This window comes from Streptomyces sp. NPDC001493 (assembly GCF_053597235.1).
This window is the reverse complement of sequence record NZ_JBSFHV010000027.1, coordinates 89,237-107,025: the sequence shown is the minus strand read 5'-3', so window position 1 is coordinate 107,025 and position 17,789 is coordinate 89,237. Positions and strand designations below refer to the sequence as shown.

Sequence of the window (17,789 nt, the reverse complement as noted above, 5' to 3'; positions counted from 1 at the left end):
CCGTACGGGGCCGCGGTTACGAGCGGGTGGACGTCAGCGGGTCACTCGGCGGCGGCCGGGGCCGCGACCGCCGTGCCGGTACCGGCCGTCGCTTCCGTCGCTTCGGTCTTCTTCGCGTCGCCGCCGGTGAAGCCGCGCAGCGGCACCTGGCGGACGAACAGGGCGATGACGATGCCGACGGCCGCGGCGCCCGCGCCCCAGGCGAAGGCCGTGTCGACGCCGTCGCTGACCGCCTGGGCGAAGGCGTGCTGGACGGCTTCGGGCAGGGCACGCAGCGCCTGGGGGGTCATGCCGGAGACCGAGGAACCGGCGTCGGCGGCGCCCGCCGCCGAACCGGCGGCCGAGGTGAAGGAGTCGGTCAGGGTGCTGGCGTACAGGGTGCCGAGCAGGGAGACGCCGAGCGAGCCACCCATGTTGCGGAGGAAGGTGGCCGCGCCGGTGGCGGCACCGATGTCGCGCAGCGGGGCGCTGTTCTGGGCGATGAGCATGGTGGTCTGCATCAGGCAGCCCATGCCGAGGCCGAGCACCACCATGAAGAGCCCGGTGGTGAAGCGGGTGGTGTCGGGTCCCATGGTGGCGAAGAGGGCGAGGCCGACCGCCATCAGGGCGGTACCCGCGATGGGCAGGATGCGGTAGCGGCCGGTCTTGCTGATGTACGTACCGCCGGCGAGGGAGAGCACCATCGCGGCGAGCATCATCGGCATGAGCAGCAGGCCGCTGTTGGTGGCGGAGGAGCCCTGGACGTACTGCTGGAACTGCGGCAGCAGGGTGATCCCGCCGAACATGGCGAAGCCGACGATGAAGCTGAGCGCACCGGCGAGGGAGAAGTTGCGGTCGGCGAAGACCGACAGCGGCATGATCGGTTCTTCGGCGCGGCGCTCGACGAGGACGAACGCGGCGAAGACGACCACGGTGACCGCGGCGAGGCCGAGGATCATGGCCGAGTCCCAGTCGTACTCGCTGCCGCCCCAGCTGGTGATCAGGACCAGGGTGGTGATCCAGACGCTGAGCAGCGCGGCGCCGGTCCAGTCGATACGGACGCGGGCGGCGGCCTTGCGCGGGAGCTTGGCGAGGACGAACCAGCAGACGAACAGGGCGACGACGCCGAGCGGCAGGTTGACGTAGAAGGCCCAGCGCCAGTTGAGGTTGTCGGTGATGAAGCCACCGGCGAGGGGGCCGCCGATCATGGCGACGGGCATGACCGCCATCATCACGCCCTGGTACTTGCTGCGGTCGCGGGGCGGCACGATCTCGGCCAGCACCGCCATCACGCCGACCATGAGCCCACCGGCGCCGAGGCCCTGGAGGGCGCGGAAGCCGATCAGTTCGCCCATGTTCTGGGAGAGACCGCAGAGCGCGGAGCCGATCAGGAAGATCGCGATGGAGGTGATGAAGGTGATGCGCCGGCCGAGCAGGTCGCCGAGCTTGCCCCAGATCGGGGTCGCGACGGTGGAGGCGAGGATGTAGCCGGTGGTCACCCACGCGAGGTGCTTGAGGCCGCCGAGGTCTCCGACGATCGTGGGCAGCGCGGGCGCCACGATCATGTTGTCGAGCATCGCGAGCAGCATCGCGATGACCAGGCCGCTCATCGTGACCATGATCTCGCGGTGGGTGAAGCGTGGCGGTTCCGGGGTCGCCCCGGCTGCGGCCGGGGCGGGAGAGGTCTGCGTCACGGCGCAATGCCTTTCGGTCGGGAAGGGGGTCGCTCGACGGACCCGAACTCTGGCGGCAGGGACCCTGTCCGGGGACGACAGCAGTGTCATCGGCTCGGCGGCAGGGCAGGCTGATCCCGGAATCCACTTACCGGGCGGTTAGTAGATTACTTGCCGTACGGTAAGTTGGCAAAGGGGGACGTGGGGACCACGATCGACGCAGGGCGCTCCCGTGCGGAGACGAGACGCTCGGGGCGAAAGGAACGCACAGCCATGACAGCCGCAGGACGCCGACGGGGCATCGACACACGGGCCGAGATCCGCAAGGTGGCCCTGGAACTCTTCACCGAGCAGGGGTACGACGCGACCTCGCTCCGGGAGATCGCCGAACGGCTGGGCATCACGAAAGCGGCCCTCTACTACCACTTCAAGAGCAAGGAGGACATCGTCCTCTCGCTCTTCACCACCTACCTGGAGGCGGTCGACGCCCTGGTGGAGTGGGCCAAGGAGCAGCCGCCCGGCCCGGATCTCGCCACCCGGATCGTGGACCGCATGGTCGACGTCTTCATCGCCGAGGGCATGCCCGCCATCCAGTTCGCCACCGCCAACCACCGCGTGATCCACGAGCTGCGCCCCGACAAGGGCGGCGCCCTGGAGAAGTTCGCCGAACTGAGCGAGGTCATGGGCGGCCCCGACGCCACGGTGGAGGAGAAGCTGCGGCTGCGGTCCGCCCTGCTCAGCGTGAACCTCGCGCTGCTCGCCTCGCGGGGGCTGGAGGTCTCGGACGCCGAGATCGCCCGGGTGGCCCGTGACATCGCCCACCGGCTCGTCCCGTCACCGGGCCCGGCCCAGGCCCCGGGCGTCTGACCCGGGGGCATCCGGGGTCCGCCCGGGCCCGGGGCAGAGACTTCCGCCCGCCTGCGCCGGGCAGGTGAACCCTGTGGTGCCGGAGGGTGGCGGGGGCGGCCGTCACGGGCCCGCCCCCCGGGTTCGGGCTAGGGAACACGGTCCGTGCACCCGACCGAGGGACTCCCCCCACCATGTTCAAGACCGCGCTGCGCATCGCTTCCGCCGCCGCCTTCGCCGCCACCTCGCTCGCCTTCGCCCCCACGGCCAGCGCCGACACCGACCCGTTCCCTGGCACTCCGGAGCAGATCCGCGACACCGGCCCCTGCGGACCGACCGGCGGCTACCGCTCGTCGGACTGGGAGCGCACGACCACCAACCGCGCGCTGCGGCCCCAGGTGGACACGGCCGCGATCAGCGAGGGCTGGTACTGGCGCCACGACGACAACACGCTGTGGCGCGGGGACACGCGGCCGGACCCCCGGGCGATCTTCCGCAGCGGCTTCACTCCCCTGGGGACGGACCTGACGCCGCTGGCGAAGTGGATCGTCGGGGGCGGCGGCCAGAACTCCGCGCACGTGAGCACCAGTTGCGACCGGTGGGTGGCGCAGGGCTTCGCCACCGGGGGCGGCAAGGACGGCTGGGTGTACGCCATCCAGGCGCCGGGCGGGATCGACATCAACGCCACCGCGCGGATGACCGGCATCCAGTCGCAGTACCTGTGGAACAAGGAGATCGACTTCCCCGGCGGGATCCAGGGCAGGTTCATCGAGGGGGCGTGCCAGTACCACTGGGCCGGCCAGAACCCGCAGAACAACGTGGACATCTACGAGAACCTGGGCTGCGTCACCAACCCGGACTTCCGTCCCGTCGGCCGCACCAGGGAGCTCCCGGCGGACGCCGACACGTCCGCCCCCGCGACCTCCACCTCCACGGCCCCGGCATCCTCCACCGCGCCGGCCCCGGCGACCGCCCCGGCCCCGTCGACCGCCGGCTCGCCGGTCCCGGCGGGTGCCGTCTCGCTGAGCCCCACGGGCGCCCTCTCGCTGAGCGCGCGGTAACCCCCGGGCGCGAGCCCGCCCCCAGCCATGGTGCGGCCCCCGGTGGCAACGGCTCCACGCCCCGGGGGCCCCGTCATGCCGTCCCGGACTCCGCCTGGCGGCCCGTGCCGGGGTGCACCGGACCACTCTCGGCGCTCTCCCCGTCCGCGGCGGGCCCCCCGGCCCGGAGCGCGCCCAGGAACGCGCCGAACCCGTGCGGGGCGCGGGGTGTGAGCCGGCCCGAGGTCTCGACGGCGCAGGCGTTCGTCCGCAGCACCCGGGCGCCCCGGTCACCGAGCGCACGGGCCAGCGCGTGGTCCTCGCCGTGCGGGACGTGGGGGAAGCCCCCGGCGGCCAGGTAGGCGTCCGCCACCACGCCGAAGTTGGCACCGTGCACGTGCGGGTGTTCCCACTCGGGGCCGGTACCCGCCGGCCGTTGCTCGAAGTAGTACGTGCGGTGCAGGTCCCGTACCACCGCCTCCTCCAGGGAGCGGGCCGGGGAGAGGCGGACCGTGCCCAGCACGCAGTCCCAGCCGTCGCGGGCGCAGGTCAGCTGGTGGGCGATCCAGTCGGCGGAGACCCGGCTGTCGGCGTCGGTCGTCGCGATCCAGGTGTGCGCGGCGGGGGTGGCCGCCCTTCGCAGCCCGTGCGCGACGGCGTCCGCCCTGGCCGCTCCGGCCGACCGGTGGACGGTCGTCACCACGTCCGCGCCCGCCCGCCGGGCCACCTCCGCGGTCGGGTCGGCGCAGGCATCGGCGGCGACCACCAGGGTCAGCGGGGGCATGTCCGGCAGGCGGCCGCGCGCGTACCGTTCGGCCGCGCGGACGGCACTCAGCGCGGCGGGCAGGGTGTCGGCCTCGTCGTGCGCCGGTACGGCGACGACGAGGCCGTCGACGCGCCGCCTCACACCAGCCCCTCGGCGCGGGCCGGGGAGGGCGGCGGCGAGCCGTCCGCCAGGGGGCGGTGGTGGATGCTCAGGACGAAGTCGGGGTCGTGGAACTCCGGCCCCGCCACCAGCCCCGGTACCTCCCGCAGCAGCGGTGCCAGCTGTGTTCCGGTCAGCCGGTGCTCGGGGACGGGGTGGTCCCAGTGCACGGTCACCAGGGTCCCGCCGGGCTCCAGGCCGGCGACCGTACGCTCCAGGATCTCGGCTAGCGCGGGCGCGTCGAAGTAGTAGAGCAGTTCCGAGAGCACGATCAGGTCGAAGGTTCCCTCCGGCCACTCCTGGGGCACGGTGAGGGCGCGCACCTCCACCTGGGGCAGGTCGCGGTTGCGCGCGGCGGCCTCGGCGACGGCGGCGGGGACCCGGTCGGTGGCCAGGACCGTGTCGCACCGCCCGGCGAGCAGCCGGGTCAGGACGCCCACCGAGCAGCCCGGTTCGAAGGCCCTGCGGTAGCGGCGGCGGGGCAGGGCGGCGAGGGTCAGCGCGTACTTGCGCTGTTCGTACCAGCGGCCCGCGAGGTCCCAGGGGTCCGCCGTACCGGAGTACATCCGGGCGAAGTACGAGGCCGGGGTGGAGGCGCCGGTACGTTCGGCGGGCCCGGACCGGTCGGGGCTCACAGCAGGATCACTTCGAAAGCGCGGCGGTGGTGGAGCAGTTCGGCCGGCGGCAGGATGACGGTGGGGTCGCCGGGGTCGTCCGCGAGCGGTGCGATCTGGGTACGGAACCGGTTGACGGCAGCCGCCTTGCGGGCCTGTTCGGCCGCGGTGAGTGGCAGTCGGCGGGCCGCGTCCCAGGGCACCCGGGGGTCGCCGGGCTCGGCCCAGTGCCACGTCCACACCGGGTAGAACCAGAGCGCGGTACCGGCGACCCGGGCCGCCGTGCGCGCCGCCCGGCCCGCCGCCTCGTGGTCGGCGTGCAGGTCGCCGGTCCACGGTGCCAGGCAGAGCTGGGCACCGGAGTCCCGCAGCACGTCCACGAGACGTGCGGCCACCTCGTTCTCGTACGCGTCCACGCGGGTGTCCGGCACTCCGAGGCGGGTACGGCGGTGGCGGTCGACGCCCAGGTCGTCGAGTGCGGCGGCGAGTTCGGCGGCGCGCAGCCGGCCGAGTGCGTCCGGCTGCACGCGGCGGCTGCCCGGGTGGGACGCCTCCCCGTCGGTGACGGTGACGACATGGACCTCGACGCCGGCGGCGGTGAGCCGGGCCAGGGTGCCGCCGACGCCCAGCACCTCGTCGTCGGGGTGGGCGGCGACCACGACCACGGGCCCGTCGATCCGGGGAGCGTCCGCCACCGCCCGCCAGCCGTCCCAGCGCGCCCACTCCGCCTCGGGAGTGCCTTCCGCCCGGAGTGCGGCGGCGGCCCGCTCGCGGACGGCCGGGTCCGTCACCGGGCCGGGCGGTGTTCCGGGCGCGGGCGGCACCGCCGCGGTACCCGGCGGTGTCGCGGGGACGGGCCCAGGGCCGGTCGCGGTGCTGCTCATCGGGGGGTGCCCTCGGGCGGGGCCACCAGGGCGGTGCCCAGGGCCGCGAGGTCGCGGTCCCCGTGGTGCTGGCGGAGGTAGACGGTGAGGTCGGCGACGCGGCGGGCGTGCCGGGCGTCGTGGCAGAGCGGTCCGGCCCCGAGCGCGCGGCCGACGTGGTCCAGCACCAGGGTGCTGACCCGCTCCACGGCCGCCCGGGCGCGCATGGCCCGCAGCGCGGCGTCGCCGCCGCGGTCCGCCGGGTCGGCGTCGATCTCGGCGGCGGCGATCCGCAGCACGCACTCCGCTCCGTGCAGGGCGACGTCCACCGCGCCCAGATGGGCGGCGGCGATCTGGTCGGGGGCGCGGCGGACGGCGGAGGCGAACAGGGTGTCGGCCACCCCGCGTGCTCCGCCCAGCCAGCAGGCGGCCACTCCGATGCCCCCGTGGGCGAACCCGGGACGGGCGACATAGGCGTCGACGCCGCCCAGCGGCATCGCGGGCACCCCGGTGAACCGCACGTCCGGGGTGTCGCTGCCCGCCATGCCGACCGCCTGCCAGGTGCCGGGCACCGGGGCGAACCCGGGTACGGCGGTGGCCAGGGCGAACAGCCGGCGCCCCTCCTCGGTGTCGGCGGTGACCAGGGCGTGCGTACAGCTGTGCGCTCCCGAGCAGTACGGCTTCACTCCGTCCAGCTGCCAGAGGCCGTCCGCCGCGGGCCGGGCCGTCAGCCGGGCACCGGGGGGCTGAGCGGCCCAGACGCCCCAGCGCTCACCGGGGGCGGGGGCCGGGGCGCCCAGCTCGGCGAGGATGGCCACCGCGTCGGCGTGGCCCTCGGCGAGCCGGGCCAGCGCCAGGTCCCCGCGGCCCAGCCCGTGCAACGCCTGGAACCTCTCCCAGGTGCGGCCGGACCCGGGCAGCGGCACGTCCGCCGCGCTGTCGCGGACCCAGGCCGCGAACCGCTCGGCCACGGCGCGGCGCAACGCCACACCGTCCGGCGTCACGGGCATCTCGGAGAGGGGTTCCTGATCCGTGGTGACGGTCGTACGCACACGTACTCCTTCGTTCGTCGACCTGCGCCTCCCCTCCCATGCCAGCACCTGCGGGAGGACCGCGCCCGGCGAACATGCGCGTGGCCCGGCCGGATCGGCCGGGCCACGGTCGCGACGCACCCGAGGGGAAGGGGGGCGGCGCGGAGGGCACCCACTGCGGGGCACCGGGGCACTCGGCACTCCGGGTCGGGACGCTCAGTGCTTGAAGGCGTCCTTCGTCTTCTCCTTGGCCTGGCGGGCGTCGCCCTTGGCCTGCTCGGCGCGCCCGGCGGCGGTGAGGCGTTCATTGCCCACGGTCCGGCCGGCGGCCTCCTTGGCCTTGCCCTTGGTCTGCTCCACCTTGGCCTGGGCCTTCTCATCTGCAGCCATGATCACTCCCACCTTGCTGTGCTCGACTTCCAGGAACACTGGTCCGTCTGACCGCCATGCGCCGTCTCAAACCCCGACTCAAGACGCATCTCGTACCTCATGAGCACATCGCGGCACACTCCCAGCGTCCGGCGTGAACGCCGCGATAACAAACTGGGATCATTCACCGCGACCGGGAATGTGCGGGCTTCCGGGCCCGTTGGCCACAGTCATGCCTGAAACCGACACCGGTCGACTCCGTATGCCCTTGGCCGTATACATCCTGGGCCTCTCGGTCTTCGCCCTCGGGACCAGCGAGTTCATGCTCTCCGGTCTGCTCCCCCCGATCGCCGACGACATGGGCGTATCGATTCCTCGGGCCGGAATGCTCATATCCGCCTTCGCGATCGGCATGGTCGTGGGCGCCCCGCTGCTCGCCGTGGCCACGCTCCGGCTGCCGCGCCGCACCACGCTCATCGCGCTGATCTCCGTCTTCGGGCTCAGTCAGGTCGCGGGGGCGCTGGCGCCGACGTACGAGATCCTCTTCGTCTCCCGGGTGGTCGCGGCGCTCGCCTGTGCCGGGTTCTGGGCGGTGGGCGCGGCCGTCGCCATCGCGATGGTGCCGCAGAACGCCCGGGCCCGGGCGATGGCGGTGATGATCGGCGGTCTGTCGATCGCCAACGTGCTGGGCGTGCCGCTCGGCGCGTTCCTCGGCGAGAGTCTGGGCTGGCGGTCGGCGTTCTGGGCGGTGGGCGCCGCTTCGGCCGTGGCGCTCGTCGGGGTCGTCCTGAAGATTCCCCGGATCCCGGTGCCGGAGCAGCGTCCGCAGCTGCGGCAGGAGCTCTCGATCTACCGCGACCGCCAGGTGTGGCTGGCGATCGTGATCACCGCGCTGGCGGCGGGCGGGGTGTTCTGCGCGTTCAGCTATCTCGCCCCGCTGCTGACCGATGTCGCCGGGCTGGACTCGGGGTGGGTGCCGTGGGTGCTGGCGCTCTTCGGGGCCGGCGCGCTGGCCGGTACGACGATCGGCGGCCGGGTCGCGGACGCGCACCTCTTCGGCGTACTGATCAGCGGCATCGCGGCCTCCACGGTCTTCCTGGTGGCGCTCGCGCTCTTCGCGTCGAGCCCGGTCGCCGTGGTGCTCCTCGCCTTCCTGCTGGGCTTCTCGGCCTTCTACACGGCCCCCGCGCTCAACGCCCGGATGTTCAACGTGGCCGGTGCGGCGCCGACGCTCGCCGGGGCGACGACGACCTCCGCGTTCAACCTGGGCAACACCGCGGGGCCGTGGCTCGGCGGTGCGGTGATCGACGCCGACCTCGGCTACTCCTCCCCCGCGTGGGCGGGTGCCGGAATGCTGGTCGTCGGTCTGGCGGCGGTGACCCTCGCGCTCCGGGTCCAGCGCGGCGTCACCTCCCGGTCCCGGCTGGTCGCGGGAGCGGGCGCGGTGGACGCGGCGGTCGTGGACGCGGCGGTCGTACGCCCCCGGGCCGCGCTCGTGGAGGAGCGGTCGGAGGCGCCCAGCGCCTGACGCGTACCGCCCGAGCGCGAACGCGACCGCCCCCGGAGAACCTGGTGACCAGGTTCTCCGGGGGCGGTCGTGCGTTCAGGCCGAGGCCGTACGCCCCGGGGCGGGCCGGCCCTTGGGGCGGCGGAGTCCGGCCTCGGTCAGCCGGCGGACCAGCTCCTTCGAGCCGATCTCCCGCGCCCCGGCGCGTACCGCGTCCGGGTAGCTCGACTGCGGGACGTCGTAGTGGTCGCGCTCGAACGCGCGCGGCGGGCAGCCGATCGCGGCGGCGAAGGCGTGCAGTTCGCCGAAGGACTCGTCGCTGACCAGGTGCGACCAGAGACGGCCGTGGCCCGGCCAGGTCGGAGGGTCTATGTAGACGGTCACCGCCGCAGCACTCCGGCGAGCGCACCGACCGGGGCCACCGACACGGTCGCGCGGGTGCAGACCCAGTGCGGGTCGGCACCGAGCTCGGGTTCGACGTCGAGCGCGTGCGGGCCGCCCTCGTCGCAGACGGGGCAGAGCGGCCACCGTCCGTACCGTTCGAGCAGGGCGTCCTGGACGTCCTGGGCGACGAGTCCGACGAGGAATTCGAGGCCGTCCGGCCACTGCTCCACCCACCACCGCCGCTGGGTCACCGCGTCCTCCACGAGGGACACGATGTCGGCGTCCGCGACGTCACCCGCCGCCAAGTCGGCCACGACGAGGGCTCGGGCGGTGTGCAGTGCCTGCTCCAGGGGGTTCAGCTCCATGGCTCCATTGTCACCCCACGCGCCCGGCCACTCCCCCGGCGCCCGCGCCCCCGGCCGCGACTCCGCGCGCGGGCCGGACGGACCGCCAAAGGGACCACCGGAGGGACGGCCGGAGGGACGGCCGGGGGAATGCCCGACGGCGGCCCGACGGCGGCCCGACGCGACCGGATCGCGGTACGGGCGGTGGCCGGATGTCGACCACGGGCACGGGGTCCGTCACTCGTACGTGTGCGGTGCGTGCCGATCCGTTTCTCCTCCCGGCGACTGGGAGAGGATCGCCGCATCGCCGACACGATCATGTGTCCGGCGCCCACAGGAAAGGCATGGCATGGCTCAGGGGACTGTGAAGTGGTTCAACTCGGAGAAGGGGTTCGGGTTCATCGCACCGGACGACGGCACTCCGGACGTCTTCGTGCACTTCTCCGCGATCGACTCCTCCGGCTACCGGTCGCTGGAGGAGAACCAGCGGGTGGAGTTCACGACCTCGCAGGGTCCCAAGGGTCCGCAGGCTGAGCAGGTCCGCCCCATCTGACGCCCGCCAGCCGTCCACGACGCGACCCGCACGCCCGCCCGGCGTGCGGGTCGCGTCGTATGCCCCGCCACCCCGTCCGCATGCCCTCCGGCCGCGGCTTTCCGGTGCTCGAAGTTCCTTCGCACCGAGCATGTTTGGTCCGGCGGAAGCGGTAAAGACGAACCCTTGACGCAGGCTTTATACGACGAGGTAGGAGACGCATCATGGGCATCATCGCTTGGATTCTCATCGGGTTGCTCGCCGGCCTCATCGCCAAGGCGCTCGTGCCGGGCAAGGACCCGGGCGGCATCATCATCACGATGCTCATCGGTGTCGCGGGTGGTCTCCTCGGCGGTTGGCTCGGCAAGGTCATCTTCGGTGTCGACTCGATCGACGGCTTCTTCGACGTGTCCACGTGGATCGCCGCGATCGCCGGTTCGGTGATCCTGCTGGTCCTCTACCGACTGGTCACCGGCAACCGTCACTCGCACCGCCACGCCTGATCCGGCGGGCCCCCCGGGCCACGGATCGCTCACGTACCGCAGACGGCTCCCCCTCCGCCCGGAGGGGGAGCCGTCGTCGTGTTCCGGCCACGTCGCAGGGCGCGTGCGGGGGCGTGTGCGCGGGTCACGCCAGGCCGTGTGCGCGGGTCGCGCCAAGCGGGATCAATGGGGGGTTGACGGGCGAGTGTGATGAAAATACCTTTCAGGAGTGACCAGTGAACTGAAGGAAAGTTTCAGCAGCGACTCCCCGCCGGCCCCGGCGGCCCTCGCCGCCAAGGTCCGTACGCTCGCCCCTTCCATGACCCGTTCCATGCAGCGCGTCGCCGAGGCGGTCGCCGGGGACCCCGCCGGGTGCGCCGCGCTCACCGTCACGGGTCTCGCCGAGCGGACGGGTACGAGCGAGGCCACCGTCGTCCGCACCGCGCGGCTCCTCGGCTACCCGGGCTACCGCGATCTGCGCCTCGCCCTCGCCGGGCTCGCCGCCCACCAGCAGTCGGGGCGGGCCCCCGCGGTCACCGCCGACATAGCCGTGGACGACCCGATCGCCGACGTCGTCGCCAAGCTCGCCCAGGACGAGCAGCAGACCCTCGCGGACACGGCCGCCGGGCTCGACACCGGGCAGCTCTCCGCGGTCGTGACCGCCGCCGCCACCGCCCGCCGGATCGACATCTACGGCGCGGGCGCCTCCTCCCTCGTCGGCCAGGACCTGGCGCAGAAGCTGCTCCGGATCGGCCTCATCGCGCACGCCCACACCGACCCGCACCTCGCGGTCACCAACGCGGTGCAGCTGCGCCCCGGGGACCTCGCCATCGCCATCACCCACTCCGGTTCGACCAGCGACGTCATCGAGCCGCTGCGCGCCGCCTTCGACCGGGGCGCCACCACCGTCGCCATCACCGGCCGCCCCGGCGGCGCCGTCACCCAGTACGCGGACCACGTGCTGACCACCGCCACCTCCCGCGAGAGCGAGCTGCGCCCGGCCGCCATGTCCAGCCGGACGAGCCAGCTCCTCGTCGTGGACTGCCTGTTCATAGGCATCGCCCAGCGCACCTACGACACGGCGGCGCCCGCGCTCTCCGCGTCGTACGAGGCCCTCGCGCACCGCCACACGCACCGCCGCCGCTGACCCGCCGCCGCATCGGCACCCGTACGCGCCCGTCCGCAGAAGCGCACCCGCACCCCGCACGCGCACATCCGCAGAAAGCGCACGCACACCCGCACATACGCAGAAGCACACGCGCACCCGCACCCGCACCCGCACCCGCACCCGCACGAGCACCACGAGAAAGCAGAGCCACGCCTCATGTCCTCCTCCGCGACCGGCCGCGACGGCCTCCTCGCCCAGCTCGCCACCCTCACCACCGAGCAGTTCCGCCCCGAGCTGGCCGAGATCGACCGGCTGCCCACCCTGGAGATCGCGCGGGTCATGAACGGCGAGGACCGGTCCGTGCCGGACGCCGTCGCCGGGCAGCTGGAGCGGATCGCCGCCGCGATCGACGCGATCGCGGAGCGCATGGCGCGCGGCGGCCGGCTGATCTACATGGGCGCGGGCACCGCCGGGCGCCTCGGGGTGCTGGACGCCAGCGAGTGCCCGCCCACCTTCAACACCGACCCGTCCCGGGTCGTCGGGCTGATCGCGGGCGGCCCGTCCGCGATGGTGACGGCGGTGGAGGGCGCGGAGGACAGCCGGGAGCTGGCCGCCGCCGACCTGGACGGGCTCGGCCTCACCGCCGACGACACCGTCGTCGGGATCTCCGCCTCGGGCCGCACCCCGTACGCGATCGGCGCGGTCGAACACGCCCGCGCCCTGGGCGCGCTCACCGTGGGCCTCTCCTGCAACGAGGGCTCGGCGCTCGCCGCCGCCGCCGAACACGGCGTGGAGGTCGTCACCGGCCCGGAGCTGCTGACCGGTTCGACGCGGCTGAAGGCGGGCACGGCACAGAAGCTGGTCCTCAACATGATCTCGACCATCACGATGATCCGGCTCGGCAAGACCTACGGAAATCTGATGGTCGACGTGCGGGCGTCCAACGAGAAGCTGCACGCCCGTTCGCGCCGGATCGTCGCCCTGGCGACCGGCGCCTCCGACCAGGAGATCGAGGCCGCCCTCGCCGCCACCGGCGGTGAGGTGAAGCCCGCGATCCTCACCATCCTCGGCCAGGTCGACGGCCCCACCGCCGCCAAGCTGCTGGCCGCCTCGGACGGCCATCTGCGCGCCGCGCTCGCGGCCGTCCCCTCTCCCTGACTCCCGGCCCGCACCCCCGCCCGGCCCCCCGGCCCGACCCCCCGGCCCACACCTGGGACGGGCCCCGGGGGCGGGACCGGGGCGGGACCCGGGGCGCAACCCCCCACCCCCGCACAGCAAGGCACCACGCACCATGGCAACAGATGACAAGCACCGCGCCACCGCCGCCGCGATTCTTCCGCTCGTCGGTGGCGCCTCCAACGTCCGTACCGTCGCCCACTGCATGACCCGGCTCCGGCTGGGCCTGCTCGACCCGTCCCTCGTGGACGACGAGGCGCTGAAGGCGCTGCCCTCCGTGCTGGGCGTGGTCGAGGACGACACGTACCAGATCGTCCTCGGCCCGGGCAGCGTCGCCCGGGTCACCCCGGAGTTCGAAGCCCTGGTGGAGGAGGCCCGCGCCACCGCCCCGGCGCCCGCCGCCGGGCCCACCGCACCCCCCACGACCGCCGCACCCCCCACGACCGCCGATGGACTCGCCGCCCAGGGCGCCGAGTTGAGAGCGGCGCGAAAGGCGAGGAACGCCACTCCGTTCAAGCTCTTCCTGCGGAAGATCGCGAACATCTTCGTCCCGCTGATCCCGGCCCTCATCGGCTGCGGCATCATCGCCGGGCTCAACGGCCTTCTGATCAACCTGGGTTGGCTCACCGGAGTGACACCCGCGCTGGCGGCGATCGCGTCCGGGTTCATGGCCCTGATCGCGGTGTTCGTCGGCTACAACACGGCGAAGGAGTTCGGCGGCACGCCGGTCCTCGGCGGTGCGGTCGCCGCGATCATCGTGTTCCCGGGGGTCGCCAACATCGAGGCGTTCGGGCAGAAACTCTCGCCCGGCCAGGGCGGTGTGCTCGGCGCACTGGGCGCCGCGGTACTCGCGGTGTACGTGGAGAAGTGGTGCCGCCGCTGGGTGCCCGAGGCGCTGGACGTGCTGGTCACGCCGACCCTCACGGTGCTGGTCTCGGGGCTGGTCACGATCTTCGGCCTGATGTACGTGGCCGGCGAGGTCTCCTCCGCCATCGGTACGGCCGCCGACTGGCTGCTCTCGCACGGCGGCGCGGGCGCGGGGCTCCTGCTCGGCGGGTTCTTCCTGCCGCTGGTGATGCTGGGCCTGCACCAGGCGCTGATCCCGATCCACACCACCCTGATCGAGCAGCAGGGGTACACCGTGCTGCTGCCGATCCTCGCCATGGCGGGCGCCGGACAGGTCGGCGCGGCGGTCGCCGTGTACGTACGCCTCCCCCGCAACGAGTCGATCCGCCGCACCATCCGCTCCGCCCTCCCCGCCGGTCTGCTGGGCGTCGGCGAACCGCTGATCTACGGCGTCTCGCTGCCGCTGGGCCGACCGTTCGTGACGGCGTGCGTCGGCGGCGCGTTCGGCGGCGCCTTCGTCGGCCTCTTCAACCAGCTCGGCACCTCGGTCGGCTCGACCGCGATCGGCCCGTCCGGCTGGGCCCTCTTCCCGCTCCTCGACGGCAACCACGGCCTCGGCGGCACACTCGCGATCTACGCGGGCGGGCTGCTCGTCGGGTACGTGTCCGGCTTCGCCGCCACGTACCTCTTCGGCTTCAGCAAGGAGCTGCTGGCCGAGTTCGACGTGGAGCAGGCGGTGGCGGGTGCCGGTGCGGGGGCCGCTGCCGGTGCCGGTGCGACCACGGTGGTGGCCGGGTCGGCGGGCGGCGCGGGTGATTCCGGTACGGGGCCGAAGGACCCCGGACCGACCGACCCCGGCCAGCGTCCGGCACCGGCGAAGGTCTGAGGCCCGGACCACCGGTACGCGCCACGGGCCGCCCTTCCGTGCGAAGGGCGGCCCGTGCACGTCGTGCGCCCCTCACTCCATCGTGAAACCGGCGGCCTCGGTGTCCAGCACCGTGGTGCCGTCCTTCGCGGCGGCCCGCACAGCCACGTGCCAGGCTCCGCGCGGCAAGTCCTTCGCGTCCTCGGCGGTGACGGTCACCTCGTAGGTGCACCGGACGGTGTCCGCGTCCGCGCCTCGGGCCGGCTCCACTCGGCCCTCGTCGGCTCCGCCAGTCAAAGGGATTGCCGGTTCGTCGAGCCGGCCGGTGGTCCTCCTGCCTCAGCCCCGCACGTGCAGCCCGAAGCCGCTGCGGCCCGTCGGCTCCAGGCCCTCCTTCAGGTGCAGCGAAGGGATGTCGTAGTCACCGAAGTTCTGCGGCCGGAAAGCGATCGGTTCGGTCGTCTCCAGGGTCAGCAGTCGCTGCCGCCATGCTTTGACGACCTCCGGGTACTCCGCGTCGGTCATCCGGTCGGTGCCGTACAGCACGAACGGCGGCAGCACCTCGATGCCGGGGTAGTAGAGGATGCCGTGCTGGATCGGGAAGAGCAGATCGTCGATGGGACCGTTGATCCCGCGGGCCGTGTAATGCGACTCCGGGCCGCCGGTGGTCACCGACAGCAGGGCCCTGCGGCCCGCGAGGGTTCCTTCGCCGAAGCGGTCGCCGTACTTGGTGTCGCTGTGCTCGCCGACGCCGTACGCGAAGTGGAAGGAGAACACCCGGTCCACCCAGCCCTTGAGGATCGCGGGCATCGAGTACCACCACAGCGGGAACTGGAAGATGATCGTGTCGGCCCACAGCAGCTTCTCCTGCTCGGCGCGGACGTCCGGGGTGAGCGTCCCGGCGTCGAAGGCCCGGCCCGAATCCCTCGCGACCCGCAAGGGGGTGGAGGCGTCGGGCCCGTAGTCCGCCGCGTCCACGACCGCCTTCCAGCCCATCGCGTACAGATCGCTCACCCGCACCTCGTGCCCGGCGCCCTCCAGGGTGGATACCGCGAGGTCCTTCAACGAGCCGTTCAGGGACTTCGGCTCCGGGTGGGCGTGGACGATCAGCGTCTTCATGGGAACTCCTCGGATCGGATTTCCCGAAGTCTGGTCGCCCCGGAGCCCGGTGTTCAGGGGCGCCGCTTCCGTCGGACCGGACTTCCTGGTAACGGGAGGACCACCCTCACCGGGCCTCGCCGTCAGCCGCCGCGGCCATACTGGGAGGCATGGACGACCTCGCGGGTTTCCTCAGGACACGGCGTTCCCGGGTCGACCCGTCGTCGGTCGGCATCCGCACCGACAGCCGGCGCCGGGTCGCCGGACTGCGCCGCGAAGAGGTCGCACATCTGTCCGGGGTCAGCGTCGACTACTACGTACGCCTGGAGCAGGGGCGCGCGACCCAGCCCTCCGACCAGGTGCTCGACGCGCTGGCCCGTGTGCTCGGCCTGGACGAGACCGAACGCGAACACCTCTCCCGGCTCGCCTGCCAGCGTCGCCGCGCGAAGGCGCCGGGCAGCCGCATCCGGCCCGAGCTGTTGCGGGTCCTCGACCTGGTCGCCGACGCCCCCGCGTTCATCATGAACCACCGCCTGGACGTGCTTGCCGGGAACCGCCTCGCCGGACTTCTCTTCGGCCGGCCGGTGCCGGGCCTGAACACCGCCCGGCACCTCTTCCTGGAGGAGGACGAGCGCGGCCTCTACGCGGACTGGGAGACGTGCACCCTGGATGTGGTCGGACACCTGCGTCTGGCCGTCGGCCAGTACCCCGACGACCCCCGCCTGGCCTCGCTCATAGGCGAGTTGGCGATGGGGAGCGAGCGCTTCCGTCGGCTCTGGGCCCGCGCGGACGTACGCGCCCGCACGCACGGGCACAAGCCGTACCGGCACCCGTTGGTCGGCCCGCTCGAACTGCACCAGGAGAACTTCGGCCTTCCCGGCGAGTCCGGCATGGAGCTGGTGGTCCTCTCCGCCGCGCCCGGCAGCCCCGCCGAGGACGGATTGCGCCTGCTTGCGGGCCTGGGCGTGGAGAGCAGTGACGCGGAAGAACCGTCAAAGCCGTCGGTGCGCGCCCGGAGGCGCCAGTAGCCTCGCGCGCCCGGCACGCCCCGTCGGCGCACCCGTGTTCCGGCCGAGGTGGCGTGACTGCCGAGCGCGATCCCGAACAGGCGTGCCCTCTGCCTCTTCATGGGAATCCGATCCCTGATTCCGTCGCGTTCGCGGAGCGTGTGTGTGAAGGCGACACTCGCGGGCACCCGAACCTCTGAGCGCATCCCACCGACTGTACGGAACGCCGTACGCAGAGCGGTACGCACAGCCGGGTGGGGAGCGCGGCCGAAGGACCGCCGAGGAAGGAGCGACCCATGAGCACCGACCCGTGGGGTTACCACCCTGCCAGCGGCCACGTCTCCGGAACCGACCTGACCGGTTTCGCGGTCGAGGCCGTCGACGGGCACGTCGGCAAGGTCGACAAGCACTCCGACGAGGTGGGTTCCGCCCACCTCCTGGTGGACACCGGTGTGTGGATCTTCGGGCGGGAGGTCCTGTTGCCCGCGGGCGCGGTCTCCCGGATCGACACGGAGGAACGCGTGGTCCACGTTGATCTCGCGAAGGAACAGATCAAGGACTCACCGGAGTTCGAACGGCAGACGCACTCGGGCGACCCGGCCTACTACACGGACCTGGCCACCTACTACGGGATGCACCGGCTGATCTGACGCCTCGCGTCTTCGCCGTCGTCCTGCCGTACGCACCACGGAACACCTGGCACAGAGCAGAGAGCACGTCGCAGAGAGCGGGGCGGGCCCGAAGAGGGTTCGCCCCGCGACGTGTGCCCGGGGCCGAGCCGCCGCGGGCCTCGACAGACTCAAGAAGAACTTCGAGTTCGTCGACACCTTCGTCAAAGGCATCCAGACCCCCACCAACGCGGGATTCGCCCAGCACGCCTCCGCCACGGCCGACGAAGGCCTCAAGCACTCCGCCGCAGGCTCGGGAGCCAGCGCCTCCGGGCTGGGCATCGGCCGGCTTGGATCAAGGAGATAGCGGAACAGCTGTCCTCCGCGTGACCGCGAGGCGTTACCGGGACGCGGGACCGGGACGCGGGACATCATCGACGGCCTTCGCCCTTCGCCCCGCCCCGCCCCGCTCCACAGCGTGTGCCGGGTGGC

Annotated in this window: 20 protein-coding genes; 10 read left to right on the top strand and 10 right to left on the bottom strand. The window is 73.0% G+C overall.

The genetic code is table 11. The features are described 5' to 3' along the window. Positions 1–41: 41 nt before the first annotated feature. On the bottom strand, positions 42–1,673 hold the full coding sequence (locus ACWCWD_RS30640; RefSeq protein ID WP_450777799.1) for an MDR family MFS transporter: 1,632 nt from the start codon (positions 1,671–1,673) through the stop codon (positions 42–44). A gap of 252 nt (positions 1,674–1,925) precedes the next feature. Here ACWCWD_RS30640 and ACWCWD_RS30635 point away from each other — a divergent pair, with 252 nt between their 5' ends. Beyond that, positions 1,926–2,519: a TetR/AcrR family transcriptional regulator gene (locus tag ACWCWD_RS30635; RefSeq protein ID WP_450777797.1), complete on the top strand. Its 594-nt coding sequence runs from the start codon at positions 1,926–1,928 to the stop codon at positions 2,517–2,519. 173 nt (positions 2,520–2,692) lie between these two features. Continuing rightward, on the top strand, positions 2,693–3,559 hold the full coding sequence (locus tag ACWCWD_RS30630) for a scabin-related ADP-ribosyltransferase (protein WP_450777795.1): 867 nt from the start codon (positions 2,693–2,695) through the stop codon (positions 3,557–3,559). A 73-nt stretch (positions 3,560–3,632) separates the two neighbouring features. Here ACWCWD_RS30630 and ACWCWD_RS30625 read toward each other — a convergent pair whose 3' ends face one another. From ACWCWD_RS30625 to ACWCWD_RS30605, 5 genes are all read right to left on the bottom strand, one after another. After that, complete coding sequence (locus ACWCWD_RS30625) at positions 3,633–4,445, bottom strand: glycosyltransferase (protein ID WP_450777793.1); 813 nt, start codon at positions 4,443–4,445, stop codon at positions 3,633–3,635. After that, positions 4,442–5,029 carry an SAM-dependent methyltransferase gene (locus ACWCWD_RS30620; protein WP_450777839.1) on the bottom strand — a complete coding sequence of 196 codons (588 nt, stop codon included), beginning with the start codon at positions 5,027–5,029 and terminating at the stop codon, positions 4,442–4,444. Before ACWCWD_RS30620 ends, ACWCWD_RS30625 begins: the two co-directional genes overlap by 4 nt. A gap of 65 nt (positions 5,030–5,094) precedes the next feature. Then, positions 5,095–5,961 carry a PIG-L deacetylase family protein gene (locus ACWCWD_RS30615; protein ID WP_450777791.1) on the bottom strand — a complete coding sequence of 289 codons (867 nt, stop codon included), beginning with the start codon at positions 5,959–5,961 and terminating at the stop codon, positions 5,095–5,097. After that, entirely contained in the window at positions 5,958–6,950 is a 993-nt protein-coding gene (locus tag ACWCWD_RS30610; protein ID WP_450777837.1) for an acyl-CoA dehydrogenase, read from the bottom strand. The genes ACWCWD_RS30615 and ACWCWD_RS30610 overlap by 4 nt, the downstream gene beginning before the upstream one ends. A 237-nt stretch (positions 6,951–7,187) precedes the next feature. After that, positions 7,188–7,361, bottom strand: coding sequence for a CsbD family protein (locus ACWCWD_RS30605; RefSeq protein ID WP_450777789.1), 174 nt, complete (start codon positions 7,359–7,361; stop codon positions 7,188–7,190). 241 nt (positions 7,362–7,602) lie between these two features. On the opposite strand from ACWCWD_RS30605, the gene ACWCWD_RS30600 reads away from it, so the two are divergent. Continuing rightward, entirely contained in the window at positions 7,603–8,868 is a 1,266-nt protein-coding gene (locus ACWCWD_RS30600) for a Cmx/CmrA family chloramphenicol efflux MFS transporter (RefSeq protein ID WP_450777787.1), read from the top strand. Between the two features lie 75 nt (positions 8,869–8,943). On the opposite strand, the gene ACWCWD_RS30595 is transcribed toward ACWCWD_RS30600, so the two are convergent. Together ACWCWD_RS30595 and ACWCWD_RS30590 are read right to left on the bottom strand one after the other, a co-directional pair. Continuing rightward, a complete protein-coding gene (locus ACWCWD_RS30595; RefSeq protein WP_450777785.1) occupies positions 8,944–9,231 on the bottom strand; it encodes a DUF4031 domain-containing protein in 288 nt (95 codons plus the stop codon). Then, a complete protein-coding gene (locus tag ACWCWD_RS30590; protein WP_327176439.1) occupies positions 9,228–9,596 on the bottom strand; it encodes a hypothetical protein in 369 nt (122 codons plus the stop codon). Before ACWCWD_RS30590 ends, ACWCWD_RS30595 begins: the two co-directional genes overlap by 4 nt. Before the next feature lie 328 nt (positions 9,597–9,924). On the opposite strand from ACWCWD_RS30590, the gene ACWCWD_RS30585 reads away from it, so the two are divergent. The 5 genes from ACWCWD_RS30585 (at position 9,925) to ACWCWD_RS30565 (ending at position 14,605) form a co-directional block, all read left to right on the top strand. Beyond that, positions 9,925–10,128, top strand: coding sequence for a cold-shock protein (locus ACWCWD_RS30585; protein ID WP_450777783.1), 204 nt, complete (start codon positions 9,925–9,927; stop codon positions 10,126–10,128). A gap of 203 nt (positions 10,129–10,331) precedes the next feature. Beyond that, positions 10,332–10,610, top strand: a complete 279-nt coding sequence (locus ACWCWD_RS30580; protein WP_450777781.1) for a GlsB/YeaQ/YmgE family stress response membrane protein — start codon at positions 10,332–10,334, stop codon at positions 10,608–10,610. A 208-nt stretch (positions 10,611–10,818) separates the two neighbouring features. Continuing rightward, positions 10,819–11,736 (top strand): MurR/RpiR family transcriptional regulator, encoded by a 918-nt coding sequence (locus ACWCWD_RS30575; protein ID WP_450777780.1) that lies wholly within the window; start codon positions 10,819–10,821, stop codon positions 11,734–11,736. A 177-nt stretch (positions 11,737–11,913) separates the two neighbouring features. Further along, positions 11,914–12,855, top strand: a complete 942-nt coding sequence (murQ, locus tag ACWCWD_RS30570) for an N-acetylmuramic acid 6-phosphate etherase (RefSeq protein WP_450777778.1) — start codon at positions 11,914–11,916, stop codon at positions 12,853–12,855. Between the two features lie 133 nt (positions 12,856–12,988). After that, the gene (locus ACWCWD_RS30565) at positions 12,989–14,605 is read left to right on the top strand and encodes a PTS transporter subunit EIIC (RefSeq protein WP_450777776.1); all 1,617 of its coding nucleotides are present in this window, start codon (positions 12,989–12,991) and stop codon (positions 14,603–14,605) included. A gap of 72 nt (positions 14,606–14,677) precedes the next feature. Here the strand turns inward: ACWCWD_RS30565 and ACWCWD_RS30560 are convergent, their stop codons facing one another. Both ACWCWD_RS30560 and ACWCWD_RS30555 read right to left on the bottom strand, forming a co-directional pair. Beyond that, entirely contained in the window at positions 14,678–14,854 is a 177-nt protein-coding gene (locus ACWCWD_RS30560) for a DUF5707 domain-containing protein (protein WP_450777774.1), read from the bottom strand. Between the two features lie 69 nt (positions 14,855–14,923). Next, entirely contained in the window at positions 14,924–15,703 is a 780-nt protein-coding gene (locus ACWCWD_RS30555; protein ID WP_450777772.1) for an NAD(P)H-dependent oxidoreductase, read from the bottom strand. Between the two features lie 149 nt (positions 15,704–15,852). On the opposite strand from ACWCWD_RS30555, the gene ACWCWD_RS30550 reads away from it, so the two are divergent. Next, positions 15,853–16,710: a helix-turn-helix transcriptional regulator gene (locus tag ACWCWD_RS30550; protein WP_450777770.1), complete on the top strand. Its 858-nt coding sequence runs from the start codon at positions 15,853–15,855 to the stop codon at positions 16,708–16,710. A 275-nt stretch (positions 16,711–16,985) separates the two neighbouring features. After that, entirely contained in the window at positions 16,986–17,339 is a 354-nt protein-coding gene (locus tag ACWCWD_RS30545) for a PRC-barrel domain containing protein (RefSeq protein ID WP_450777768.1), read from the top strand. The last annotated feature ends 450 nt before the right edge of the window (positions 17,340–17,789 follow it).